Origin of the sequence: Moorena sp. SIOASIH, from assembly GCF_010671925.1 — a bacterium.
Lineage (GTDB): Bacteria > Cyanobacteriota > Cyanobacteriia > Cyanobacteriales > Coleofasciculaceae > Moorena.
Genome location: NZ_JAAHIH010000001.1, coordinates 884,499 through 910,926, shown reverse-complemented (window position 1 = coordinate 910,926; position 26,428 = coordinate 884,499). Strand labels below are relative to the sequence as shown.

Genomic DNA, 26,428 nt, shown 5'->3' with positions numbered 1-26,428 from the left:
TTTGCAGTTCACCTGCAACTAGGCGTTTAGGATCGCAGCTGTATATACATCGTAGTATAGCATTTGAGCAACATTAGTCAGTCGAAGCTGGATCGGTAAACTCAGCTAGCTGATTGAGAGCCGTTCCAGTAACTCGACAAATTCTCCAGTCTGGCAATACTGCTGCTCCCATACGTTCATAAAATGCGATCGCAGGTTCATTCCAATCCAGTACACTCCATTCTAAACGCCCATAGCCACGCTCCACTGCTAGCTGAGCCAGGTAACTGAGTATGGCTTTACCGATACCTTGGCGGCGAAATTCCGGTAATACAAATAAATCTTCTAGATAAATTCCCGGCTTAGTTAGAAATGTGGAATAGTTGTTAAAAAACAGTGCAAATCCCACTTTTTGACCACCCTGTTCAACGATAATCGCTTCTACATAGGGTTTAGGGCCGAACAGGTGTTCTTTCAGGTCATCAGCATTACCAGTTACAGCGTCGGAGAGTTTCTCATACTCTGCTAGAGCCTTAATTAAATTAAACAGAATCGCTACATCAGCTTCTGTGGCTGGTCTTAAGGTAAAGTTACCCATAGTGCTGGCAAAGGGACAATCAAAAAGACAATTTGATTAATTATCATATACCTTCTTGGGTAATGGGTAACTAATTAACTGGAATTACCTGATTTCGACATAACCTTTATCGTAAGCATATGCGCTACGCGCAGGCTACGCCAACAGCCGTCAGCCGTCAGCCGTCAGCTTATTTTATTCATCAGCCGTCAGTTTATTTTATTCAAAAGCTGTTCGGTGTAGCTTTGGTTATGGGCATAAACTGTTCCGGTAGCGTGGCTACAGCGCTGATAGCTGATAGCTGATAGCTGATAGCTGATAGCTGATAGCTGATAGCTTACCCTTTATCCAGGAGTCACGAGCTGACCTAAGACCTACTGCACTAGGTCAACCAGTCTCTAAGCCGTCGAGCCACTTGGGGACGGCGTAGCTTACGCATTGCTTTGCTTTGAATCTGACGCACCCGTTCCCGAGAGAGATTGAACATGCCTCCTACTTCTTCTAGGGTGTAGGGTTCACTGCTGGCTAAACCATAGCGTAGAGAAATCACATCTTTTTCCCGCTCAGTCAGAACATCACTGAGAACTTCCCAAATCTCCTGGCGCATCATGGATTCATTCATCTTATCTTCGGGCAATCGTAGATCATTGTCTTCGAGTAAATCCATCAGTTCTGTGTCTTCCCCTTTACCGACTCTGTGATTCAAAGAAAGGGAGCGCCTACGCAATTCTAGTAACTGACGCAAATGGGAGGGAGAAATTTCTAGCGCTTGAGCAAGTTCTATTTCATTAGGATTGCGCTGCAGTTGTTGTTTAAGTTCCCGCTGAGCTTTTTTAAGTTTATTGAGCTTTTCTACAATGTGGATTGGTAGACGAATAGTTCGGGCATCATTGGCAATAGTACGAGTAATCGCTTGACGAATCCACCAATAAGCATAGGTAGAAAACTTGTAACCCTTATCTGGGTCAAACTTTTCTGCTGCTCGGTTTAAGCCCAAGGCACCTTCTTGAATCAAATCTAGAAATGGTACACCGCGATTAATATATCGTTTAGCAATTGAAACCACTAAGCGCAAGTTCGAGCGAATCATCTTGCGTTTTGCCACACGACCGCGATATAAATTCCCCTCCAACTGACGTTCTGTCATCTCGACCGCTGTAGCTACCTCCGCCTTGGTTGGTTTACGGTCTAATTTTTCCTGTAAGCCGTTCCGGAGTTGGTCGATTTCTACTAGGAACTTAACCCGACGGGCTAAATCTACTTCTTCGTCTGGCTTGAGCAATGGGTAACGAGCCATCTCCTTAAAGAACGCACCCACTGTGTCATCAGAGCCGCTTTTCCGGAAATTATGGGAAGTAGAGACCACTAGTTCATCGTCTTCGGTGAATTCGACCGCTACACGCTGTAAATCTGTTTCCTCTGGCTCAATGTGGTCAGTAACATAAAAATCCTTCTCTTCCGTAGACGGCATTGTATGAGTGTGGTTTAATTCTGTAATATTCATAGGGATGTGTGATTTGCAAGTGTATTTTAAGTTTGTTAAAACCCTTGCCTTGAGGGATTGAGGCTGTCTGTTGCTGAAAATTGGCCGTTAATGAGAAGTCTATTATCAAAAATTGATGTTGCTGGTTTCACAAAGAAGTTAATACTCTAGACAGAGCAGCTAAAACACGCTCCATACCCTCAAAGCTCAGTGACCCAACCTGCTTCAAGTAGTTGATGTGTGATTGACGTGATTATAAATTAATGATTTTAAGCTTACCAGAAGCAGTTTGGCTAATTGTATCTGTAATTACGAAATGTTTAATTACATATATTTTAGTTACACTCTAGGGTGAAAGCAGGAGAGATAATTCTCTTGCCATTGCTTTTATTATTTATTTTGACTCTGGAAACAGGATCTCACATATTTTAAAATTTTCCTATCTATCAATAGTGATAGAATAGGAGCCTTCCCAAACCAAAGCTGCCCTATGTCTAATCCTCCTTTAGGTCTACTGTTAGCTGAGCCTAGAGCACTTTACTTTTCTGGTGGTGGCCAAGAAAAGTGGGTTGAAGTCCTAGTAGATTGTCCAGGAGTTCAAGGTATATATACTTATCGTAATCCATTGGATGTTTCAATCAATCCTGGAGATGTTCTGAGTGTGTCATTCGGGACTCAACAGCTAGGAGCGATCGCTATTCGGATTGTAGACTCTCCACCCCCAAACTTACCACTGGAGAAAATTAAGGACGTAGAGGAGGTGATCAGTCCCGGTTTCTTTCCAAGTTCCTACTGCCAACTGTTAGAGCGGGTGGCTCAGTACTACTGCACCCCTCTAATCCAAGTGATTCGGTCTGCTTTACCTCCGGGACTGTTGGGGCGATCGCAGCGTCGAATTCGCCTCAATTCCTCGGTTTTGCCTAAAGAGGCTCATGTCTTCGTCAATAATTCAGCCGCAAGTAAGATTTTGGAGATTCTCCAGGCTAAACCCCATGGGGATTACAGCTGGCAATACCTCCAACGTCAGGTAAAGGGGGCTAAAGCAGGATTACGTCATCTGCTCAAGCGAGGTTGGGTGGAAAGTTATCTGGAAGCTCCTAAGCCAACTCGTCCTAAGCTGAAGAAAGCTGTGACTCTGGTGGCTAATCTCAATCGGTCTGATCTGACTCGACGGCAACGGGAAGTATTGGAGGTGCTACGCCGTCGTGGGGGGGATTTGTGGTTGAGTGAACTATCACAAATTTGTAATGTTAGTTCCTCAACTATAAGTTCATGGGAAGATAAGGGATATGTGGTGATTGAGCCTAGGGAAGTATTGCGCAGTGCTACTTCACCAACCATGGCTACAGATGCCCCAAAAAACTTGACAAATGCGCAATCCCATGCATTAGACCTGATTAATAATATTGATGGCTTTGCCCAAGTGCTGTTGCATGGGGTGACTGGGTCTGGGAAAACGGAGGTCTATCTACAAGCGATCGCACCAATCCTAGCGCAAGGGAAATCCGCTTTGGTGTTGGTGCCGGAAATTGGTTTAACTCCTCAAATTACTGACCGTTTCCGGGCTCGCTTTGGTGACAAAGTTCGGGTTTACCACAGTGCCTTGAATAAAGGGGAGCGCTATGATACCTGGCGACAGATGATCCCAGGTGAGCCACAAGTGGTGATTGGCACTCGTTCTGCTGTTTTTGCCCCTTTGCCCCAGTTGGGATTAATCGTTTTAGATGAAGAACACGACTCTAGCTTCAAGCAAGACCAACCTATTCCTACCTACCACGCTCGCACCGTTGCCCAGTGGCGAGCAGAATTAGAAAATTGTCCCCTTATTTTAGGTTCAGCTACTCCTTCGGTGGAAAGCTGGGTCAGTCTTAAGGTGATGGGGGGAGCGAGAGATGGTCAAATCGGTAATGAAATTAATCCCCTGACTTCTTCAGCTCCTGAGGTTCAACCCTTTACCTGTTCACCTCCTCAGCATCCAGAACTTAGCACGCATTACTTATCCCTACCGGAACGGATTCAATCAAGACCCCTGCCACCAGTAGAAATTGTGGATATGAGGCAGGAGTTACAAGCTGGGAATCGGTCGATTTTTAGCCGTTCTCTCCAAGACCGCTTGAGACGACTAAAGGAACAAGAGAAACAAGGGATTTTATTTATCCCCCGCAGGGGACATAGTACTTTTGTGTCTTGTCGTAGTTGCGGTCATGTGTTGGAATGCCCTAATTGTGATGTTTCCTTGTCCTATCACTATACTCATGAAGGCGCTACTCAAGTATTGCGGTGCCACTATTGCAATTTCGGACAACTCCATCCCCGTAGTTGTCCAGAATGTAGTTCTCCCTACCTGAAATTTTTCGGTAGTGGTACTCAGCGGGTTGTTCAAGATTTGGCGAAGCTGTTTCCAGAGTTGCGAATTATCCGATTTGATAGTGATACCACTCGTACCAAGAATGCTCATCGCACTTTGTTAACTCAATTCGCTAATCGGGAAGCTGACTTGTTGGTGGGAACCCAAATGCTGACCAAAGGATTAGATCTGGCTCAGGTCACACTGGTGGGAGTAGTAGCAGCAGATGGACTACTGTATTTGTCAGACTATAGAGCATCCGAGCGGGCATTCCAAACCTTAACTCAGGTGGCAGGTCGTGCCGGTCGTGGGGATGACCCTGGTCAGGTGATTATTCAAACTTATTCCCCAGAGCATCCTGTGATTCAGGCTGTCAAAACTCATAATTATCAGTCGTTTATCTCGGACGAATTGGAACAACGGGCAGCACTGAACTATCCCCCTTATGGTGATTTGATTCTGTTGCGCATAAGTGGATTAGATCCTGTGGCCGTAGAGAAGGTAGCGGAGGATTTAGCCGACAGCTTAGATACTCCTGAAGCCGAATACGATATCCTAGGACCAGCACCAGCTAGTGTAATCCGGGTTGCTCGTCGCTATCGATGGCAGATTTTGCTGAAGTTTCCTCCTACTGTGCCCGCAAGGTTACTGAATTGGCGGGAATTGCAGGATATGTGTCCTCCAGATATTAGCTTGACTATTGATGTTAATCCGTTGAATATAAGCTGAAAAGTATAAGTTAGTTGAAGGTTTAAAGTTGGTTGAAGGTTTAAAGTAGGTTGAAGGTTGAAAGTAGGTTGAAGGCTTAAGGTTGGTTGAAGGTTGAAGGTTGAAAGGTTGAAGGTTGAAGGTTGAGAGTAGGTTGAAAGTTGAAAGTTGAAGGTTGAAAGTTGAAAGTTGAAAGTTGAAAGTTGAAAGTTGAAAGTTGAAAGTTGAAAGTTGAAAGTTCAAAGTTGAAAGTTCAAAGTTGAAAGTTGAAAGTTGAAAGTTCAAAGTTGAAAGTTCAAAGTTGAAAGTTATAGGGAACCTAAATAAATTGTGATAATTTCTATTCCCGATTCCCGATTCCCGATTCCCAATTCCCAATTCTTAATTCTTAATTCTTAATTCCCGATTCCCGATTCCCGATTCCCGATTCCCGATTCCCTACTCCCTACTCCCTACTCCCTACTCCCTACTCCCTACTCCCTACTCCCTACTCCCTACTCCCTTATTTGTGAATACTCCTGCTCACGCCATCGTCAATCTCCTAATTTTAGGAAAAAAAAGAAAGCCCGAAAATAATTTTCCAATTGTGTTCGGTGCCATGTTACCGGATTTACCAATGGTAATTTTTTACGTATATGAGAAACTCCTCAGAGGAATTCCTGAAAACGTAATCTGGTCTGAATCTTATTATAACCCAAACTGGCAAGTATTTTTCGATATTTTCAATTCTTTTCCATTGATACTAATAGGTGGGTTGTTAGCCTACTATTTTCGTCAAACGTTTCTGATTGCTATGTTTGTTAGCATGGCTCTTCATGGGTTAGGAGATTTTCCTCTCCATGCTGACGATGCCCACCGTCACTTTTTTCCATTGTCAAACTGGCGCTTTGAAAGCCCTGTGTCTTATTGGGATTCTCGTCATTATGGTCATATCTTTGCTCCCCTAGAAGTGTTGGCTGTTATAGTGGGATGCTTTGTATTGTGGAGACGCCACACTTCCATGAAGTCTCGAATTATTATTGCGATTGTATTTAGTGTTTATTTTATCTATGGAGTGTATGCTGTGTTAGTATGGGGGTAATAGTTAAGCTATCAGCTATTTGTTATCAGCTGTTCGTAAGGTGCGTAGGGTGCATAGGGTGCATTAGGTGCGTTAGGGAAGGGATCGCAGAATTTTATTGGTAGCCAGTTTTACAAAAGTCCATCCCGTAACGCACTGCATTGGGCCTAGCTGTAATAAGCAAGATGCCTGTTACATCAAGGTCTCATTAATCTAGAAAAATTTAGATTCACCTTAAACACTAAACTACAATATAGTCATGACTGATAACGGAAATAGTTCGATTGGACTTGCGGAATTGGTTGAGCAAGTCAAAGGGGAATTACTAACACCTGCAAAAAATAAAACAGCTCCTTTTCTTTTTGTGGAATCAGTTGAACTAGAGCTTCAAGTAACCCTGAAAAGAGAAGGAAAAGCTGGCATTAAAATGAATGTTTTATCCGTTGGTGGAGCAGAAGCTAGTGGTGGAGTTGGTCAGGATTCACTTCAAAAAGTGAAGGTTAAACTATCGCCGTTGTATAGTAAAGAGGAAATGAAGCGATACTGTCAAGATTTATATCCAGGAACTGTTCTTCCCTCAATCAACAACAGTATAGAGGGAACGATCAAAGGTAAAAGTGGAAAATCGATATAGAAAAGCTAAGCTGAAAATTTAAAATCCGTTTTAGCAAGGCCAAAGGCAAAAAGCAAAGGGTGCATCTTATATTCATTTGTCAAAAAGTTGCTCGGGTCAAACAGCAGAAGTGAGATTCAGCGAGAGGCAAAAGGCAAAATTTGATAGATATCTATAGTTTTTAGTTGATTTCATTCATATCTAGTTCCCAGGCAAAACACCTTAGATAATGAAACTACTGACATTATTTTTAACCGTACCCAGAAGTGCAGAGCCAGGAGAAATCCAAATTTATGCCTATGGAGAAGCTGGTCATGCAGATTATCATTCCCGTTTACCCTTTTTTGAAAATAGAAAGCAATGGCGAACTACTATGATTGACGCCCTTGGTGCTGTAGCTTTTAAATCCAATAACTTTTATGAGGAAGAAGTAGAATGGATGAAAAAGCAAGGGTGGCTTACTTCAGAGGGTAATCATTTCGATACCCAACTATTAAAGAAGATTGGAAAAGATATCTATAACACTCTTTTTCCCCCAGGAGATGGCAGGGATTTATTAACTATAATGTTAGGGAGCCTTGATAAAGGGGAACAACTACATATTCAAATTCAATTTAATGAAAAAATTGACCAGAGAGGACGTTTACCGGATTATCCTTGGGAATTAGCTTGCGACGATCGCGGATTTCTGGCTGGACGACAAGTGACTTTTTCACGGTTAATTGGCTTTGTCCAAAAAATACCTGAACTTCCACCAGTAAACAAAATCAAGGTTTTCCTGGTCTCATCCCCTGTTGGCGATACAGATATGGGTTTAGTTTCCCTTGACTATCAAGAGCAAACAGCTATACTAAGAGGACTCAAACAAGCTGAAGCAGAAGGCACAATTGAGGTAGAAACCCTAAAATCTCCGACTTTCAAAGAATTTGGAGATTACCTCACCCAAATCTCTGAAGACAAAACGCCTCATCTCATTCACTTCGATGGTCATGGCTTTTTCGGTAAACGTTGCAATCAAGAGCAATGCCGTACTATCCATGACGATCTCACAGCGAAGGAATGCCGAAAATGTGGCTATCCTTTAGATCCATCTCCCCAAGGTTACTTACTGTTTAAACCTAACCAAAAAGATAGTACTAAAGAGGCCGATTATATTAGTGCTACAGAAATTAGTGAGCTGATTCAAAAAAGTAATCTTGATTTAGAACAAAAACCAGACCAAGGCATTCGTTTGGTGGTTATGAGTGCTTGTCAAACGGGGAAGGCACTGGGAAGCGATTCTGTGTTCAACGGTGTGGCTCAAAAATTGATAGAGCAACAGATTCCAGCAGTGGTAGCTATGCAATACAATGTTACCGTAAAAGGGGCAACTGCTTTTGCAGAGCGGTTTTATCGAGCATTAGGGAACAAAAAAGTCCTAACTACTGCTGTTAGTATGGGACAGGCTCAAATGGGTAGAGAGGGAAACCAATGGTATCGCCCAGTGCTTTACCTACGTTGGTCTGATAAAAAGGGGGGGAAGTTATTTGGTAATGGGCAACATCCAGAAGGTCTAAAGCAGTTTTCCTTTGAAGTAGTAACAGTTAACGGTAAAGGATTAATAAGCGAGCGAGAAAATAAACAAGCAAGTTATTTTACTCAAGATCTGGGCAATGGAGTAGACCCCCTAGATATGGTGTATATCCCAGCAGGACGCTTCTCAATGGGTTCCTCGATAAGAGAGAGGTGGATTGATGACAGGGAAAGACCTCAACACCAAGTAACCATCCCACCCTTTTTCCTGGGGAAATATCAGGTAACCCAGGCGCAATGGAAAGCTGTGGTTCAAAACCTCCCAAAAGTTAAACATGACTTAGATCCAGACCCCTCTGAATTTAAAGGAGAGAATCGACCAGTAGAGCGAGTAACCTGGTTCGATGCAGTGGAATTTTGCGATCGCCTTTCTAAATATACAGGAAAGCAATACAGATTACCCAGTGAAGCAGAATGGGAATATGCCTGTAGAGCCGGAACTACCACACCATTCCATTATGGAGAGACTATAACCAGTGAATTAGCTAATTATAAGGCTTCCGATACTTATGCAAAGGAAAAAAAAGGGGAGTATCGAAGAAAAACCACCCCAGTAAGAAGTTTTCCTCCCAACAGCTTTGGCTTATACGATATGCACGGAAATGTTTGGGAATGGTGTGCGGATCCTTTCCATGATAATTACAAAGGAGCCCCTACAGATGCGAGTGTCTGGAGTAAAAAACATAATCCTTTTAATTATTATATTATGCGGGGCGGCTCGTGGAACACCGAGGCTGGGGATTGCCGTTCTGCCTTCCGCTCCGACTACTCCGACCACTTTAACCTCTTTAAACTGAGCGTTTTCATCTTCGTCAAGGTCGGATTTCGTGTGGCTCAGAGTGTTGGGAAGATTTAGCCCTTTGCCCTTTTTATGGCGTTGCGTCAGTCTTTGAATTAATAGCAGTAGAGCGGGCATCCTGCCCGCCGGAAAATAAGGTCTTGAACTAACCATCAATGAATACTGGACATACCCTTGGTTATCTACTCAAAAAGATAAACGAAGCACTGTGTAGTGCTTTTCCTGATAAAACTGACTTAGAAATGATGGTGCTTTTTGAATTAAATATAAATCTGAACGAGGTTGCTAGCGGTGGAAATTTAAAGGCAATAGTTCACAAATTAATAATGTATTGTCAGGCTTACAATCAGTTAGAAGAATTAATTGATAGAGCACTTAAACAAAATCAAAATAATGCTAAATTAAAAGCGATTGAGGAAAATTTCAAAATTACCACTAGTTTAATCAATATATTGATTCCTTTAGAAAAAAACTTGATAAAACAAATGCAAAAGTCTTACAGAGATTGTTGTCCCGATTGTCAAAATAAAAATCCTAACACTTTTTATGAAATTCTATAAAATTTGGATCATATACATATACATCAACGAAATGATGATGAAAAATTTATTGTAAAATTTGTCGATCGTTTATTAGTAAATGGAAATATTCCTAAGTCAGAGGCTGAGCAACTAAAGCAATGGTTATAAAAAAATGCCAATGACATTTCTAATTTATTAGTTTACAAACAAACGGCAGAGCCAAAAGGTTTAAAGCAGTTTTCCTTTCAAGTAGTAACAGTTAACCGTAGAGGAGCAATAATCAACCGAAAATCCCAGCAAGCGGATTATTTCACTCAAGATCTGGGGAATGGAGTAGACCTAGACATGGTGTATATCCCAGCCGGAACCTTCTTAATGGGTTCCCCGGAAACTGAGAGGGGGAGTGATGAAACTGAAAGACCTCAACACCAAGTAACCATCCAACCCTTCTTCCTGGGCAAATATCTGGTAACCCAAGCGCAATGGCGAGCTGTGGCCAAACTCCCAAAAGTTAACCGGGACTTAAAGCCAGACCCTTCGATATTTAAAGGAGAGAAGCGACCAGTAGAGCAAGTAAGCTGGTACGATGCGGTGGAATTTTGCGATCGCCTCTCTAAACATACAGGAACGGAATACAGATTACCCAGTGAAGCGGAATGGGAATACGCTTGTAGAGCAGGAACTACCACACCATTCCATTATGGAGAGACCATAACCAGTAAATTAGCTAACTATAACGGTGACTTTACTTATGCAGAGGAAGAAGAATGGAAATATCGAGAAGAAACCACCGACGTAGGAATTTTTCCCCCCAACGGCTTTGGCTTATACGATATGCACGGCAATCTTTGGGAGTGGTGTGCGGATCCAAGGCATGATAATTACAAAGGAGATCCTCCTACAGATGGGAGTGTCTGGACTAAACCTACTAGTAATCATACTAAATATATTCTGCGGGGCGGGTCCTGGACCAGCTCTCCTATTCATTGCCGTTCTGCCCAACGCGACTACAATTTCACGCGCGATGCCATCAAAACCAATGTCGGTTTTCGTGTGGCTCGGGGTGTTGAGTAGGGTGTGTTATGGCTGACGGTTGTTCCCGTAGCATGAGCTATTAGCTGACGGCTGACGGCTGACTGCTTAATGCTTACGATCAAGGCAATTTAATTGTCTCAGCAAACAAACTCTGCAATCGCTCTAACTTACCACCCTTTTGATATAATAAATCTCCCTTACCCAACAAATAAGCTGCTTCAGTGTTGCTGCCACCAAAAATAATCTTTGAGTCGGCTTCAGACGCTGTGCGTAAAGCAATTCGCCCTGGTAAATTAGAGCGAATAATCGGAGTAACAACGTTAGCATCTGGCCGTTGAGTAGCAACAATCAAATGAATCCCAGCTGCTCTAGCTTTGGCTCCTAAACGCTTAATGCTTAATTCTAACTCTTTGCGGATTTCTTTTTCTGCCATGAAGTCAGCATATTCGTCAAAAATACAAACTATCCGAGGTAAAGCTAGGTTTTGTTTATTACTCAATTGCTGATTATAAGCATCCAGGTGAGGACACTTGGCTTGTTCAAATTTCCGGTAACGCTGCTCCATTTCATCAACTAATTGCTCCATCAGTTCGATAGCGCGATCGCTATCTTTAACGATTGGTGACAGCAACCATGGCATTTGCTCAAATTCTGGGAAAGTGACGCGCTTGGGATCAACTAGAGCAATTTTGAGCTGTTCAGCAGAATGGTTATAAAGTAGGGATAGCAGAAGCGATCGCAAAAATTCACTCTTGCCACTTCCGGTTGTGCCCCCTACCAAAAAGTGACAGGTATTAGGATCCGATAAATCCGCCTCTACCAATTTCCCATCTAAATTTACTCCAACCGCAATCCTGGGAGACTTTAACTCAATTTCCCCCCAAGATTGGGGGGTTAGGGGGGCGGAATTTGCTGTAAGCTGGATATAGTCATCAAATCTAGCTACTTCTCTATCCTCATCCTTCCGTGGTAAATCCACACTGACATACCCAGCTTTCGGAGTAATCAGCGGAGGATTATCCAGACCTAAGTGTACTTTTAAATCCTTGGAGCGATTCTGTATAGATATGACTTTTACCCCACGATTGGGTTTTAGCTTGATCCGGACAAATGCTGGAGCAACTGTTGCGTTGACATAATCGACACTAATGTTAAAGCCTTCTAGAGTACTCACCAATTTTTGCCCGATCTGATCAGTCTCAGGAGTTGCTTGGGATGGTGCCTTGACTGGCTTTTGCTCAGGATTACGAGTTTTAGCGGTACGTGGCTTAACCGACTTTTGCTCAGTCTCAGGAATTTTGCGGGATGGTGCCTTGACTGGCTTTTGCTCAGTTTTCACCTCCTCAAAAAAGGTTTGACAGGTCTGCTGTTGGGGACAAATGTTGCATAGCTGAAGCTGTGGTGTCGGTGGTGGTGGCTCCAGGTTGCCCTTATCGATTGCTGGAGTGCAATGGTTTTTTCTACTTTCTCCATCTCCCTCCTCTTCGACCTGGGCAGGTTTCCAAGTCAGCCATTCCCGCATCTGTTGTAATTTATGGGGAATGAGCTGATGCACTGTATCCTCTAGCTCTTCCCGGGAATAGTAGTGTTTTTGGAATTCCGGTAAAACACAATAAACCGCTGCATCTATTGCTACTCCTTTTTTTTGGTGGAGCATGTAACTATAGAGAGCTACTTGAGCTAGGTTAGCGGATGGATCTACCGGTTGATAGGTTTTATAGTCTACGACACAATAGCGATCGCGTTCACAGTCGAAAATTAAGCTATCAAATTTTCCATTAACGTGTTGCTCGGTGCCATCAGGAAGAGTGAAGTTATAACTGAGGTTCATTTCTTGAGCAACGAAGGTTTTACTAATTACTTCCTCTGGCTGACAATAGCCTCGATTAGTAACTAGCAGTTGAGTCCAATGGGGAAATAGTGATTTTAATCCTTGCCACAGTGGAAGTAGGGAGGCTATCTCTAAGTCATCGATTTGAGGGAAAACCACTAGCTCATACAGTAGCGCTTGGATCTTAGAGCTAATCTGGCCTAGGTCTAGCTGACTTGCTGTGGGAGAAAATAAAGCTTGAAATCGGGAATCTTGCTGGAGTGTGTCAGTAGACTGTTGACATAGCTGATGGAATACTGTCCCAATACCTGGTGAGTTGGATGGTGGTATAAATAGGGTTTTTCCACCAAAGTGATGACTCAAATAAAATAAGCGAGGACATTCAAGGGCTACCCTAACTTGGGTAACACTGAAGCCAGGGGATTCTGATTGTTGCGTCCGTGATTTTCTGGTGACCATCTGCTCTGGATTCGAGCTATTTTTGGCAATTTCTAGTAAGCGGCGATGGACATGGGCTAGATACACTGTATCCAGTTTTGCATACTTTAGCTGTTTTTCGGTTAGCGGACGTTTGCCCCAATCACTGCTTTGTTCGTCTGTATCGACATTGGCGAAATGGCATAGTTCTAGCGCTAGTGTTTTTAATTTACTATTGGATACCTCTAATGGATTAGACAGTTTCTTATTGGTCAGCTTTCTCGCTATTTTATAGGTACAGGTAACATTATTAGCTTGCTCTTTACCCCCTAGATACCGTAAATCAAAACTAGCGTTGTGAAAGACTTTTTCAATGTTAGGATTGACCATAATATAGTTAACAAAGTCTATCACTACTTCCGGTTTGTCTAATACATCTAAAATGTAAGCTTTTTCACCATTTGTATCTGTCGGATCAGCCAATACCTGAATCAGAGATAATCTCGGATTAGGGGTATCCCAATCAGCAATTTCTGTATCTAACCAGAGAATTTTTGCTGCTGATAAATTCAGGATTAACTTTCGGATCTGGGCTGGTTGAGTCAGGTACATTGGCGCTTGTTATCCGAATTTTAGCTATGGTAGAATAATCTTTAGCCGTCAGCGGTCAGCCGTCAGCGGTCAGCCGTCAGTCTTTGGCCAATGGCACCTCAAGTAGTGTGGCACAGGCTTCTAGCCTGTGATAGCTGATAGCTGATAGCTGATTGCTGATAGCTGATAGCTGATAGCTGATAGCTGATAGCTGATAGCTGATAACTGATAACTGATAGCTGATTGCTGATAGCTGATTGCTGATAGCTGATTGCTGATTGCTGATTGCTGATAGCTTACGGTACCAAACATACTAATTGTTTATCTAGGGAACCATCCACAGGGAGAAGTTTAATTTTATTTTCCTGAGACAGTTCCTTAATTCCTTGGTGAATTGCTATTTCCTTGATGGAAGTCAATTTATTCTGAGTAGTTTTAATTAAAACATTATGACCAATAATTTGATTCTGTTTGAGCAGATTTATCACAAATTCCTTAACCGGCTTGGTAACAAGTTGAGTATCGTTAACCTTACTAGGAAAAATATTCAACTCTTGTAGTAAGGGACAATCCTGCAAAATTAACGATTTTCGGATTATATCTTGTAACTCTGGCAGTGTTAGTATTGTATCAGCAAGCACTAACTCTTGGGAAAAAGCTTGATTAACTAAGCTATGATAAGTAGCTAAGTAATAGACAGAGGAGAGGTCTTCTAATTTGAGGTGAATATGGCCAGAACCATTGAATAGTTTGCTGTAGAGTTTGTCCCCCTTAAGACCACGTTTTTTAACTTCTGTATAGCGAATTAGGTATAAGGTTTGACAGCGATTGCCTTGAATAGCTTTATCACAGGCATTCATCAGATGATAAAAGCTGTTACCATTAGTAGTTTCTCCCCAGACTAATCCGATCCGTTCCTGGGATGATGGCAGCTGGTAACTTAGGGAATAACTGGCAAAACTACCTGACAAAAAGTTTGATTTAACATCCTTGACCTCCAGAGCTTCTAATGCCTCTCGTAACATCTTAATCAATTCAGGTTCATAATTTGTTCCGATTCGGGTAATTTTCTGCTCAGTTTTTTGAAATTCTTTTTGCCACTTCCATTTAAATGAAGCTAAGGCTTTTTCTGCTCTCGGTATTGATTTACCAGCGGTATCATCTTGACTAGTTGATTTAGTCTTGGTTGATGGATCTGAACTATTAACTATCTGAGTTTTATATCTTTCAATTAGCTGATTTCCCAGGGTCAATGTCTCCCGAGGAGTAGTTTTGCCACCAGGAAATGCTTTTTCGAGGTCTTGCCGAGTTAAAGGATAAATCGGTAAAATTGGTTTTTGATCAGCTTGCTGATGTAACGAATATAGTCGGTTTGCCCAAAGGGATTCTGCTTGCTCTAGGGTAATCCTTTTGAGCAGAATTTTATGATTAAGTCTAGCAATATTAGCGGGTTTAATTTGTTTTTGATTCCGTCTCAAGGTATTGCTAATCATGCTGATTATAATCAGCATGTTATTGGGATAGCGAGTATGGAGGGTAGAGTTGACATTAAACAGAGCTTCTAGATCCAGATAACCATCAGGCAAACGAGGAATATTATCCAATTGGTCAAAACACAGCACAATTGGCTTGGTGTATGAAGAAATTCTCCCGAAGTTGATTAAGATGTTCTGAGCATCGTCTTCGTTATCTATAGAGCCTCTGACCCGAAGGGTTTCCAAATCATCTTCATCTAAATCTTCTCCCCTTAACCATTGATAAGCCAAGTGATATCGTTCTGGATTAGTTAGTTCATAGAGGACTCCAAAAAATTCCTTATTTCTATGAATTCCGGTTGGATAGGTAGCTCTGAGGTCACCAATAAACTGTTGTCGCTCATTCCGGAGCCAGCCGGTTTTTTTAAAGACCGGGAGACTCTTGAGCCACAGCAGTAACTGAGACTCTTGTTCTCCTTCTGGGATTTTGAGCAGACTTTCAACGGTTTCCCTGAGGATATAGCGCCAGATGCGATCGCTATTTGCCCAAGGACCGATATAAGCAAAAAAGGCGTCTTGATTGAGCTGCTGTTTGAGCCGTTTTAACAGATAACTTTTCCCCGCACCAGGATCACCAGCCAGTAAGATAGTGCGGGGTCGATGGTCTTGAGTCACCGCACTGAGGGTGGTGGTTATCTGATTAATTTCATCTTGATGAATCGATTTGACATTAACAGCTCCATTGTCTGGATCTTCCCAAAAATTACCCGTAGTAAAGGTCACGGTGTCAAACGGGTTTGGAGCTTGTTGAATTATTTCCTGGATCGTTGCCATCTCTAAAATTAGATCTATAGAGTGGAAAAGGATAGAGGATTAACAATTGGGAAGCCTTAGCTTGAAGCCTTAGGTTAGTTTATCATACTTTACTGCACCATAATGAAAAATAGCCTCCCCCCGGTATTTTGAGGAATACCAGCTTCAATTTGTTCCTCTGTATACATGTTAGCTTCTTCCAAAGCACTCAGATCAATTTTATCCTCTGCTTGCAAGCTATACAGTGCTTTATCTAATTCTTCCCTAGACAAAGGCGGTTGTAACTTTTGGCGCAAATGAAACAGTGGCAAATAGTTTTCCGTACCCAGTTCTTGGTCTAAATCCTTGATAATTTGTAATATTTCTTCATTATTAGGGGCATTGACTAGAGTCGGAGCTGAATTGCCATCTGATTCTGAGATTGTTTCTGAGTTTGTAGTTGTTGAGTTTGGCAGCTGTTTCCGCAGGAAATCAATATAATCCGCTAGCATGGTTTTAGACAGATTGATATTGCCACGACCAACGGGTTTATAATTATTTAATAGGTACTCAATACCGGTTTCAGTAATCCAGACATCTTTGAATTTAGTTTCTGCTACTGTGATATAACCCCGTTCTATCAAACCTTCCATGATTTCCTTTCGGGTCTTAGCAGGCTTAACGTTTGTCTTGGCGGGAGTAGTCGGTTCTGTTTCACAGGCTTTGATAATTTTGCGTTCTTTCGTGCTCATTGGTACTTCAGCCTGATCTTGGTTTAGAAGTTCCTTGCCTGCATCAGTGATCTGAATTTTTGTGATTTCTTGATTAGAGTCAATCAAATTGCGATCGCATAACTCCCGACAAATTCGATCTCGTTCCCCCGCTGAGGTTTTAGAATTGGGTTTCGCTTCCGTAATCAATGCCCGATAATCCGGTTTGCTCAGTAGCTTCAGTAAAAATTTTAGTTGGCTGACTTCGAGTTCAATAGCTTCCATGTTGATTGTCGTTACCTCACTTTTGTTTAAGATTAACCTAACTCTATTGCTTATAACCACGTAGTAGTCAAGGATTTTCGCAATAGATTCTACTGTCAGCCCTCAGCGGACGGGCGATCAGCCCTTAACTATCAGCTCTGAGCAGAATTATTATTATATAAGCCTTTCGCTTTTTTCAATAGTATCTTGTAAGCATTCAGCTATCAGCATTCAGCTATCAGCTCTTAGCTCTCAGGTTATGCGCTACGCACACGCTTGGCCTTGGCCTATGGCCACGGTAAGCTCTTGGCCACGCTAGGGGAACAGTTTTTGAATAAAATAAGCTGACGGCTGACCACAGAAAGCTGACGGCTGACGGCTGACCGCTGAATGCTTACAGTATCTTTATCAAAAACTTTGGGTCTAAAACCCCGTCCTTCTAGGACGGCTTTTAGTTGGCACTTTTCAATTTCATTTGGTATAATATGGTTAAAGGGTACAGGCTGAAAAACCGAAGCGCAACCGGGTCAGAGACCCGCCACTGCTCGACCTTAAAGTAGTAATGCCCGGAGGGTAGGGAAAGTCCTCCTTAAAAACCCAATCATTGGCCGTAGGCCACGCTACGCGAACGACTACCAATCGGTGTGTGAACCCAGCTGCATCACAGTTTGAGAATAAAACGGTACGGCGGGGCACGCCGGAACCAGGTGAAGCAGAGGAGAAACGGACTTCATAAGGCACTTCTCAAGCTTGTTACTAAACGCCCAAGGAGATTAGCCCGCTGGGTCTTTTGTGAACTAAACTAGAATCTTGGTCTTGACGGGATTCAGGTTTAGATACTGCTTAGTTCTTGGCGGCGTCAAAGATTAAGACACAAAGGTTTAAGGCCGATCGTAGATCTGGGAATCCCCGTTCTTTTAAGACGGGGAGTGTCAATTCCGTCGTGCCGTACTAGGGTCAATCCTTACCGATATTTAGACTTATCTCAAGTCTGGTTGAATACCCATAATTAAGGAGGCGCGGGGAGGGTAGGGAGGCTGGGAGGTGTGGGGAGATAGGGAGATGGGGAGATGGGGAAATTTTTATTAAGGGTAATTATCGTGAGATCATATCAACTGAAAGTCGCTAGTACATGAGTATTCACGGAAAACTCTCAAAACGCTGATACCCGAAATGCTGATACCTAAGCTACAGTCCATTTTATTATCCCTACTCCCTACTCCCTACTCCCTACTCCCTATTCCCCTAATAACGTCGAGTTTTCTGAACCCCGTAAACTAGTCCTGTACCAATCGATAACAATATCAATAGCCACAGGATACCACCAGGAAGAAAGGTAATAATACCAAAACCTCTGAGCAAGTAAACCATAACGGTGATAGCGAGAAGAGCGCCAAAAAAGTAGGCAATTATTAAAGTTTCAGATTGAGAAGAGGAACTCATATATAGCAAAGGGAGTAGGGAGTAGGGAGTAGTGAGTAGGGAGCAGGGAACAGGGAGCAGGTAACAGGGAACAGGGAGCAGGTAACAGTAATAAATATTTTGATGTTATCAGAAATCAGCAATATTGTTCATGAGCTATTTGTAAGCATTCAGCTATCAGCTCTCAGCTATCAGCTCTCAGCTATCAGCTCTCAGCTATCAGCTCTCAGCCAAAGGTCTGTGGCCACGCTACGGGAACATTTTCTGCCCATAGCGCACGCTACACCGAACAGCTTTTGAATAAAATAAGCTGACGGCTGATAGCTGACGGCTGAATACTTACAGCTATTTATAAATTATAGTAAGCATTCAGCTATCAGCTTTGGGCCTGTGGCACGCTACTTTAGGTGCGAGCTTTTGAATAAAACAGGTAAGCATTCGTTTAATCTCTGTTAGGTCTGCTGTCAGGAATTAATAAAGCTGACAGCTGACAGCTGACGGCTGACAGCTTACAAATGCTAGCTCATAATCAATTATCAGTGAACTACCCCAACATAGAGTTTGCTAAAATTGCTGCTTGAGTGCGATCGCGTACATTCAACCGACTCAAAATATGAGTAACGTGGTTTTTCACTGTCTTCTCAGAAATATACAACGTCTGAGCAATCTCTCGGTTGCTAGCACCGGTAGCAATTAGTCGTAAAATTTCCTGCTCTCTGGGAGTTAGTTCCTCCCAACCCGGAGGTGGGCTAGGAGTTGGGTCTCGCATTTGAGTAGCGACTTTTTTGCCGATACCAGGGCCTAACTGAGTATACCCTTTTTGAACCGCTCGAATTGACTGAGCTAATTCTTCTGGAGGGGTATCCTTCAGCAAATATCCGGCTGCTCCGCACTGTATGGCTTGGGTAACGTACTGGTCATCATCAAAAGTAGTTAGTACTAATACCTTTGTATCTGGGAATTGCTGACAAATTTCCCGAGTTGCAGCAACGCCATCCATGACAGGCATCCGAATATCCATTAGTATAACATCTGGCTGTAAAGTTTTTACCAGACTAATTGCCGTTTGTCCATTCTCGGCTTCACCGACTACCTGTAAGTCTTCTTCTAACTTCAGCAAGGCTTTTAATCCACGCCGAATTAGACTCTGGTCATCTACGATTAAAATACGAATCATCAAGGATGAATAATTATATAGTAGTTGTCAATTCTGTGAGGTACTTATTTTTAGGGAGTAGGGAGTAGGGAGTAGGGTAAAAAATTATCGCAATTAATTTATGATTGCTAGATATAGCGTTTGTATTTGAGATGTAAACCTGTATGATATTTTTTTATTTTCCAATAAAAATCCTGACTCTTTACCCTGTTCCCTGTTCCCTGTTCCCTGTTCCCTTTGCGATATGGTTACATCTCAACTAAAAACGCTATACCTTAAACCTTTGGTAAAGGAAAATGAGCGATAATTTTGCAGCCAGCTCCTGGTGCTGTCTCAATTTTAAAGGTTCCTCCTAAGGCTTGGGTGCGTTCTCGCATTCCTTGTAAACCAAAACCGGTTGTGTTCTGGTTGAGGGAAAATCCAATACCGTTGTCTTTAATAATTAATTGTAAATCTGTTGCTGTCTGAATTTGGATGTCTACTTCAGTAGGCTTAGCATATTTAAAGATATTTGTCAACCCTTCTTGGACAATACGGTAAACTGCGATTTTGATGTCGCCAGGGATTGAACGCTTTAGGTTAAGATGGCATGTAGGTGAGATGGCTGTGGACTTTTGGAAATCGTCGATTAGGGATGCGATCGCATTTTCTAGAGATTGCTCTTGTAACGGATTTAAACGCAAGGAAGCAACGGATTGACGTACATCCTTCAGAGCAGTTTTACCCAGTTGTTTCGCTTCTAATATAAATTCTTTGGCTTCAGCAGGGTCAGATTGTAATAGTCTTAAAGCCGCTTCCAGGTGTAAATTGAATACAGTTAAAGAATGTCCTAAGGAGTCATGAATTTCCCGAGCAATACGGTTACGTTCTTGCAGCGTAGCAATATCTTCAATCCGGAGGGCATAGTCACGCAGTTGAGCATTAGCCTGTGCCAGGTCTTCCCGACTTTTTCGTTCTGAAAGTACAGTATCCACTAATAGCTGCAAAACGATTAAGACCAATACAAATATCAAGACAGAACTCAATAATATAAATAGTAATCGCTCCGGAATCAACCCTGTCGGTGGTTCTCTGAACACAGGAGGTGGTCTAAACCGAGGACGATGCCTCATAGCATGATGCTGAAATCGAACCATTTGCCTCATTAGGAATAATATAACCGCAAATCCAGTCATCACTAAGCGACCTTGGAACTCAAAGATAAAACAGTTGCGAACAACTAATATAATTAACATCAGTTGCAACAGCCGAATGTGTCCCACTATGGACGCTAAGATAATTACCCCAATTTCGGCGGCGGTGTAAAGTATCTTATAAATAGGCTGATTTGTTGGTAATCTCAATCCCATTAACCCAAATACTCCCAGGCAAACTAAATTGAGTAGTGGCGACCTAGGTAGCGGGGGAAAAGGAAGTTTTAGTAATTCCACCAAAGCGGTAATGATCAGCAGTATCCACTCCAGGTAGAGCAAAAATCGAATTGGGTGGTTAGTAATTTGAATAGGATGGCGCATTCACAATTGTTGTAAACAACCAATAACAAACAACCAACAACCTTAATCCATGTGTCAAAGGTAAAGCAAGACCCATTGGTCATATCTAGCCTAGGACTAAAGTCCTAGAGGAATTCAGGTCTTTTGCCTCATGTGGTTTCACCCTAGCCCTTTTTAGGATAGAGACATCAAACAGAAATCAGCTCACGTCAAAACAGTTAAAAATAAAAACAAATGAACATCATGAATATCAAGCGCTTTTCTCTATTTGCAGGTATCGCAGCAATTACCCTCACTACTTTTCCCATGGCAGTTAACGCCGAAGGAATGCCTCCATTTTTCTCCAAACTTAACATCACTGACCAACAAAAAGAGCAGTTTGAGGACATCCGTAACAATACTGAAGCTAAAATTGAGGATATTCTCACTCCCGAGCAAAAACGGCGGTTCCAAACTATAAAAACACTGCGCCGTCAACTCCGAGAAGCAAGGGAGGGTATGAATCTCTCTGAAGAGCAGCGAGACCAAATGCGCGAGATTCACAAGTCAGCACGAGAAGATATGAGGGGTATTCTCACCGAGGAACAGCGCCAACAAATTCGTCAAGAAATGCGCTCACGTCGAGGTAAAGGCGGATTTGGAAGGTGATTTTTCTAGGGCTAGATTATCCTTGTAATACAAATTACCAACTCTCTCGATCTAACTTGTTAAAGGTGCGCTTGACCTTGGCGAATTAAATTCGCCACGGGTCGCACCTAATTGTTAAGTGTTAATTTAAAAACCATTAACAATTAACAAGTTTTATTGTAAGCATTCAGCGGTCAGCTGTCAGCACTGATCGTGATTTGGGGGACAAAGCAAGTTCCGCAGTTCTTCGGGAATCTCCTCAAAATGCTCCAACAAAAAATCCATCAGAGCCAGATGACGCAAGTCCGATGGTTGAGGCCGCAGATAATTACGACCTCGGCTAAACCACCGTCCCACTGTCGCCACCGAACGAGAGCAAATCATGGCCATCATTGAGTGAGTCACTGGCCATTTGCTGTAGAATTCCGTTGGTGTCATCCCGAGTTGACAGGAGCTGTATTGTTTAATTAGCTCTTGTTTTGCCTGAGTTAAAGACGAATCAGGTTTACTCATGATGCCACCTCCAGCGCTAAAGAAAGCAAATGGTTTTCCCAGGCTATATCTGTTACTGTCCAAAGGGCACTTGGAGATTCAGAATCCAGCAAAATCAGATAGCACCACATCCAGCAACAACAATGATTTGCCCAGTTGTAGAATTTGCCAATCACGATACCGAAGTCAGTATCAGTCTGAGCTAGGGCTTTCCAGTAGATGCGTTCACCAATATCAAAACAGGAAGCAGGAGGATGATCCGGAAAGTCTTCTGGCAGTGCTGTTGACTTTGGTAACTGCTTGAGTTCCAGAGTAACTAGGTCACTCAGGATGTCTCCTTGGTGATGAAAGCCATGGAGATAGGGAGCTAGCCAGCTAGGGTTGAGACTGGTAGTAAGTTGCTGAATTAGTACTGCAGCAATGGCATCAGCTTCAATGGGCTGGATCGGTAGCCTGGTATGGAAGCCAGTTTCACTGCAATGGCTGAGCTTCGCGAGTAATTCAGTGATGCCAAAGTCGTTAAGAGCTTGCTGGTATCCATCGACCTGGGCTTTGGCACAGCTTTGGTTGTGTGTCTGTGGATCGTTGTTTGGATAATTTGTCATTATTATAGAAGTGGCCTTCTTGATTCCAAGAGCCAGTGGCAGACCTTGCCGGGCAAAGCTATGGGTCTGCCATCTCGCTCCCGGTTGGTTACGGCTCGTCTCGGTGGACTTGCTGTATCAACCTATTTATGATATTATAGTAAGTTTAACCATTTGTAAAGTGGTTGGAGAAAATTTTCTATAGCGCCACCCATTTGACTTATGGGTGCGCCAATGCAATAGTTTTTTGGAAACTTGGAACTAGGGTAATGCCTGGAATGCCAGCACTCCTACTGTCCTAGTTATTAATACTATTAGCCAAAGATATCGGCACCCACTGGACTTATCGGTGCGCTAATGCAATAGTTTTTTGGAAACCTGGAACTGAGGTGAGTTCAAATCATGCGATCGCACTATACAGAATTTTTTCCCTATTCCCTGTTCCCTGTTCCCTGTTCCCTGTTCCCTGTTCCCTGCTCACCAAATTGACTACACCTAGTAATTAATACCTAAAATCTCATTCCTTGCATCTTATCCAAAATTATGTTAATATAACAGTATCGTTAACGCAATGGTTAACTCCCCATGATGATTTCTACCGCACAAGCCGCTGATTTACTAGGTGTTTCCGCCACTCGCGTCCGTTACCTTCTGAGCAAAGGCAGAGTTAAAGGAGCCTATAAAGTGGGTAGAACTTGGGTGATTCCTCTGTTTGATGGCATGCCAGTAGTCACTCCTGGCACTCGCGGTCCCAAGCGGAATTGGTCAAAGCGCAGAGAGTACACTAAAGCTGTGATTCACGTTAACCAGAGGGTAATTCGCAACAATCTCAAGACCGGGGAGCGCAACCCTGTGATTACCGTAAAACGGGGTGCTCAGAATATTTACGGTCATACCGTGGAAGTCAATGGACCATGTAGAGTCATGTATCGCCCCGATGATCCCCTCAAATGTGGAGCAAGGGTGTGGATTGAGACTATCTCTGATTTTAAAGTAATTTGATTTAGTAACAGCTTACCTGACTAGACCATCTACCTGATTAGACTAGGAAACGCTATACTCCAGACAAACATCATCACTGGTTAAAAAATCAGGGAAGTCGGATGAAACGCTTTTATTTATATTCAAGTTTGTTGGTTGCTAGCTTCTTTCTACTATTCCTTGGGGAGGAGGGATTAGCACTTATTGTCAAAACCAATCGTCGATTGTCAGGTTTTTCCCTAGATAGCCGCAGCTATATTTATCTGGAAAGTGCTAGAAACCATGTCACAAAGGTTCCTACCGCCAAAATCCAAATTGTCGATGTAGCCACTAACGCTTGTGTCAAGAAGGGTTGTCTAGAAACTAACTATAACTACTCGGATTCCAATCTCACTCCTAAAGAGGCTGAAGATAGCTTACTCAGGAAAACCCAAAGAATAAGACGGAGCTTAGGACTCAATCAACTAAAAGTAGGACTAAAACTGCCAATTATCGAGCGTTCCATTCAACCCAATGGCACTGAAACAGTTAAGGTATTGGTGGATAAAGAAAAAGACCCACTAGAGATTCGTTTAGAACAAATTTATATTCCCTCGGTTTTATCTGGAGGAATGTCTAATATAGACCGGGCATCAATGCAGCTAGTGATTAATTACAATTATCGCCAACTCACCCTAGGTAAACTAAACAATTACCGTGAAGCTATCAGGAAATATTCGATCAGAGAAATTCGCTTATCCCCCAATAGACAGAACATAGTTGTACTGATAAATCTCCACCAAGCCACCTATAACGCTGACTTTCAGACAACCTTCGTTCAGAGTTTTCCCATCTAAACTACTTTGGCATTTTGCCTTTTGCCTTTTGCCTTCTGCCTTTTGCCTTCTGCCTTCTGCCTTTTGCCTTTTGCCTTTTGCCTTTTGCCTTTTGCCTTTTGCCTTTTGCCTTCTGCCTTCTGCCTTTTGCCTTTTGCCTTTTGCCTTCTGCCTTTTGCCTTCTGCCTTTTGCCTTTTGCCTTTTGCCTTTTGCCTTCTAACAGCTTAGTTGTGAAGCGTGCCATCAGGCATAATTGCCCCTCTCATAAAGGTATTGCTCAAATCAACATTACTCAGGTCTACCCCAGTCAGTTTAGTATCCTTAAGTTCTGCCCCATGGAGATTAGCACCACTTAGGGTTGCCTTGGTTAAGTCAGCACCAATTAAATTTACCCCTAACAGATAAGCACCTGTCAAATTAGCCCCTGCCAAGTTTGCCTGACTGAGGTTTGCCCCCCAAAGGTCAACTTGACTCAGATTAGCCCCACGTAGGTCAGCTTGACTCAGGTCTACTCCTCCTAAGTTGGCTCCACTCAAATCTCGCCCTGACAGGGAAGCAAGAGGGACAATGCAATATGCTCCCAACTTCCTAGGATCAAACCCTTCCGGAAATTGAGTAGTTTGGTTATAAAGCGATCGCTCAAATTTAGCATCCTCAAGATTAGCACTGCGCAGATCTGCACCAAGCAAATTCACCTTACTAAAGTTAGCTCCCCCCAGATCAGTCCCACTGAACTCTTGATCTGAAAATGATACACCGGGGGCAATTAAGTACGCTCCGTGTTGGCTGGGGTCAAACCCTTCTGGAAATCGAGTGGCTTCGTCGTAGAGCGCTCCGAGCAAATTCACTCCTTCAAGGTTAACCGAGAAAAGATCTGCCCCGAACAGGCTAACTTTCCTCAAATCTGCCCTACTCAAGTCAGCTCCTCTGAGGTCAGCCCCCTGAAGATTTAGCCCACACAGAGACACATCCGGAGCAATTAGATATGCGCCATGGGCTGTGGGGTCAAAATCTTCAGGAAATTTAGTCTCTTGGTTATAAATTGCTCCTTTGAGGTTAACCCCTTCGAGATTAGTGGCGGATAGATCTACTCCAAACAAGTGAACTCTCCTTAAATCTGCTCCCCTGAAATCCGCGCCACTAACTAGGCTCAACCATAAGTCCGCTCCCCGCAAATCCGCTTCCTGTAGATCGGCTTCTCGTAGATCCGCTTCCCAGAATTGAACTCCTCTTAAATTGGCTTTCCTTAAATTAGCTCTGAGCAAAGATATACCGAAAAAGTGACCCTGACTTAGGTCAACTTGGGATAAGTCTGCTTCACTTAAATCCACGCCACTGAGGTTTGACTGACTCAGGTTAGCCCTTGGTAGAGATACACCAGGAGCAATTAAATGTCCTCCTGTTTTAACTGGATCAAAATCTTCAGGAAACTGAGTGGTTTCGTCGTAGAGTATAGCGCTCAGGGTTGCATTTAGAAGCTTAGCACCCTTCAGGTTTGCCCCCATCAGATTGGACCGGTTCAAATTAGCTCCTGTTAGGTCAACATCCTGCAAGTCAGCCCCAATTAAGCAAGCACGGGTTAGATTAGCTTGTTTGAGATCAGCGCCTTTGAGGTTAGTTTTCCAGAGGTCAGCTCTGGTCAAATTCGCACCCTTTAAATTGGTCTGACTGAGATCTACCCCACTCAAGTTAGCTTCCGTTAGTAAAGCTTCGGGGGCAATTAAATAAGCTCCTGCCTTGGTAGGGTCGAAATTTGGGGGAAACTTAGTGGAAAAATTGTATAGTGTAGTATGGAGGTTAGTTAAGTGTAGAATAGCATCGCTCAAGTCTGCCTCACCCAGATTAGCACCACATAAAACAGCTTGACTTAAGTTGGCTTCTCTCAAATTAGCTCCCCAGAGATCAGCGCTACTGAGATTAGTCCCAGTAAGAATTGCCTGACTGAGGTCGGCTCGCCATAAAATTACCCGTTCCAGGTTTACCTGGCTGAGGTTGACTTGACTTAAGTCAGCTCCACTAAAATCTCTTTCCCCAAGGGAATATTGTGACTGAATTTCCTCAGTATTCATATGTTGCCCAACAG

Annotated in this window: 23 protein-coding genes; 11 read left to right on the top strand and 12 right to left on the bottom strand. The window is 42.9% G+C overall.

Features of this window, described 5'->3' with window-relative positions; translation table 11 throughout:
* Positions 1–73: 73 nt before the first annotated feature.
* On the bottom strand, positions 74–577 hold the full coding sequence (locus F6J90_RS04015) for a GNAT family N-acetyltransferase (protein WP_293091193.1): 504 nt from the start codon (positions 575–577) through the stop codon (positions 74–76).
* Positions 578–696: 119 nt separating this feature from the next.
* Here F6J90_RS04015 and F6J90_RS04010 point away from each other — a divergent pair, with 119 nt between their 5' ends.
* Positions 697–861, top strand: coding sequence for a hypothetical protein (locus F6J90_RS04010; protein WP_158069346.1), 165 nt, complete (start codon positions 697–699; stop codon positions 859–861).
* Positions 862–938: 77 nt separating this feature from the next.
* On the opposite strand, the gene F6J90_RS04005 is transcribed toward F6J90_RS04010, so the two are convergent.
* Positions 939–2,060 carry an RNA polymerase sigma factor, RpoD/SigA family gene (locus tag F6J90_RS04005; protein WP_293091192.1) on the bottom strand — a complete coding sequence of 374 codons (1,122 nt, stop codon included), beginning with the start codon at positions 2,058–2,060 and terminating at the stop codon, positions 939–941.
* A 469-nt stretch (positions 2,061–2,529) separates the two neighbouring features.
* On the opposite strand from F6J90_RS04005, the gene priA reads away from it, so the two are divergent.
* From priA to F6J90_RS03975, 7 genes are all read left to right on the top strand, one after another.
* Positions 2,530–5,115: a primosomal protein N' gene (gene priA / locus F6J90_RS04000; protein ID WP_293091191.1), complete on the top strand. Its 2,586-nt coding sequence runs from the start codon at positions 2,530–2,532 to the stop codon at positions 5,113–5,115.
* A gap of 565 nt (positions 5,116–5,680) precedes the next feature.
* Positions 5,681–6,175, top strand: coding sequence for a hypothetical protein (locus F6J90_RS03995; RefSeq protein WP_293091190.1), 495 nt, complete (start codon positions 5,681–5,683; stop codon positions 6,173–6,175).
* 238 nt (positions 6,176–6,413) lie between these two features.
* Positions 6,414–6,788: a trypco2 family protein gene (locus F6J90_RS03990; protein ID WP_293091189.1), complete on the top strand. Its 375-nt coding sequence runs from the start codon at positions 6,414–6,416 to the stop codon at positions 6,786–6,788.
* A gap of 208 nt (positions 6,789–6,996) precedes the next feature.
* Positions 6,997–9,195 (top strand): SUMF1/EgtB/PvdO family nonheme iron enzyme, encoded by a 2,199-nt coding sequence (locus tag F6J90_RS03985; RefSeq protein ID WP_293091188.1) that lies wholly within the window; start codon positions 6,997–6,999, stop codon positions 9,193–9,195.
* Between the two features lie 98 nt (positions 9,196–9,293).
* Entirely contained in the window at positions 9,294–9,698 is a 405-nt protein-coding gene (locus F6J90_RS03980; protein ID WP_293091187.1) for an effector-associated domain EAD1-containing protein, read from the top strand.
* A gap of 3 nt (positions 9,699–9,701) precedes the next feature.
* On the top strand, positions 9,702–9,827 hold the full coding sequence (locus F6J90_RS43415) for a hypothetical protein (RefSeq protein WP_366513681.1): 126 nt from the start codon (positions 9,702–9,704) through the stop codon (positions 9,825–9,827).
* A 177-nt stretch (positions 9,828–10,004) separates the two neighbouring features.
* Positions 10,005–10,733 (top strand): formylglycine-generating enzyme family protein, encoded by a 729-nt coding sequence (locus F6J90_RS03975; protein ID WP_366513680.1) that lies wholly within the window; start codon positions 10,005–10,007, stop codon positions 10,731–10,733.
* Positions 10,734–10,812: 79 nt separating this feature from the next.
* Here the strand turns inward: F6J90_RS03975 and F6J90_RS03970 are convergent, their stop codons facing one another.
* The 6 genes from F6J90_RS03970 to F6J90_RS03945 all read right to left on the bottom strand — a co-directional run bounded on the left by F6J90_RS03970 (position 10,813) and on the right by F6J90_RS03945 (position 20,866).
* Complete coding sequence (locus F6J90_RS03970; RefSeq protein WP_293091186.1) at positions 10,813–13,554, bottom strand: DNA translocase FtsK; 2,742 nt, start codon at positions 13,552–13,554, stop codon at positions 10,813–10,815.
* 275 nt (positions 13,555–13,829) lie between these two features.
* Positions 13,830–15,842 carry an AAA family ATPase gene (locus tag F6J90_RS03965; RefSeq protein WP_293091185.1) on the bottom strand — a complete coding sequence of 671 codons (2,013 nt, stop codon included), beginning with the start codon at positions 15,840–15,842 and terminating at the stop codon, positions 13,830–13,832.
* An 89-nt stretch (positions 15,843–15,931) separates the two neighbouring features.
* Positions 15,932–16,795 carry a hypothetical protein gene (locus F6J90_RS03960; RefSeq protein WP_293091184.1) on the bottom strand — a complete coding sequence of 288 codons (864 nt, stop codon included), beginning with the start codon at positions 16,793–16,795 and terminating at the stop codon, positions 15,932–15,934.
* 1,418 nt (positions 16,796–18,213) lie between these two features.
* Positions 18,214–18,339 (bottom strand): hypothetical protein, encoded by a 126-nt coding sequence (locus tag F6J90_RS03955; RefSeq protein WP_293091183.1) that lies wholly within the window; start codon positions 18,337–18,339, stop codon positions 18,214–18,216.
* A 401-nt stretch (positions 18,340–18,740) separates the two neighbouring features.
* A complete protein-coding gene (locus F6J90_RS03950; RefSeq protein WP_293091182.1) occupies positions 18,741–19,373 on the bottom strand; it encodes a response regulator transcription factor in 633 nt (210 codons plus the stop codon).
* 254 nt (positions 19,374–19,627) lie between these two features.
* A complete protein-coding gene (locus F6J90_RS03945; protein ID WP_293091181.1) occupies positions 19,628–20,866 on the bottom strand; it encodes a sensor histidine kinase in 1,239 nt (412 codons plus the stop codon).
* Positions 20,867–21,088: 222 nt separating this feature from the next.
* Here F6J90_RS03945 and F6J90_RS03940 point away from each other — a divergent pair, with 222 nt between their 5' ends.
* Positions 21,089–21,493 (top strand): Spy/CpxP family protein refolding chaperone, encoded by a 405-nt coding sequence (locus tag F6J90_RS03940; protein WP_293091180.1) that lies wholly within the window; start codon positions 21,089–21,091, stop codon positions 21,491–21,493.
* Positions 21,494–21,673: 180 nt separating this feature from the next.
* Here the strand turns inward: F6J90_RS03940 and F6J90_RS03935 are convergent, their stop codons facing one another.
* Both F6J90_RS03935 and F6J90_RS03930 read right to left on the bottom strand, forming a co-directional pair.
* The gene (locus F6J90_RS03935; protein WP_293091179.1) at positions 21,674–21,985 is read right to left on the bottom strand and encodes a helix-turn-helix domain-containing protein; all 312 of its coding nucleotides are present in this window, start codon (positions 21,983–21,985) and stop codon (positions 21,674–21,676) included.
* Entirely contained in the window at positions 21,982–22,569 is a 588-nt protein-coding gene (locus tag F6J90_RS03930) for a hypothetical protein (protein WP_293091178.1), read from the bottom strand. Before F6J90_RS03930 ends, F6J90_RS03935 begins: the two co-directional genes overlap by 4 nt.
* Before the next feature lie 564 nt (positions 22,570–23,133).
* Here F6J90_RS03930 and F6J90_RS03925 point away from each other — a divergent pair.
* Both F6J90_RS03925 and F6J90_RS03920 read left to right on the top strand, forming a co-directional pair.
* The gene (locus F6J90_RS03925) at positions 23,134–23,550 is read left to right on the top strand and encodes a helix-turn-helix domain-containing protein (protein ID WP_293091177.1); all 417 of its coding nucleotides are present in this window, start codon (positions 23,134–23,136) and stop codon (positions 23,548–23,550) included.
* Positions 23,551–23,651: 101 nt separating this feature from the next.
* Complete coding sequence (locus F6J90_RS03920) at positions 23,652–24,365, top strand: DUF2259 domain-containing protein (RefSeq protein WP_293091176.1); 714 nt, start codon at positions 23,652–23,654, stop codon at positions 24,363–24,365.
* Here the strand turns inward: F6J90_RS03920 and F6J90_RS03915 are convergent.
* Positions 24,362–24,589 (bottom strand): hypothetical protein, encoded by a 228-nt coding sequence (locus tag F6J90_RS03915; RefSeq protein ID WP_293091175.1) that lies wholly within the window; start codon positions 24,587–24,589, stop codon positions 24,362–24,364. The two genes, F6J90_RS03920 and F6J90_RS03915, sit on opposite strands and share 4 nt — an antisense overlap.
* Positions 24,570–26,414, bottom strand: coding sequence for a pentapeptide repeat-containing protein (locus F6J90_RS03910; RefSeq protein ID WP_293091174.1), 1,845 nt, complete (start codon positions 26,412–26,414; stop codon positions 24,570–24,572). Before F6J90_RS03910 ends, F6J90_RS03915 begins: the two co-directional genes overlap by 20 nt.
* Positions 26,415–26,428 lie beyond the last annotated feature (14 nt).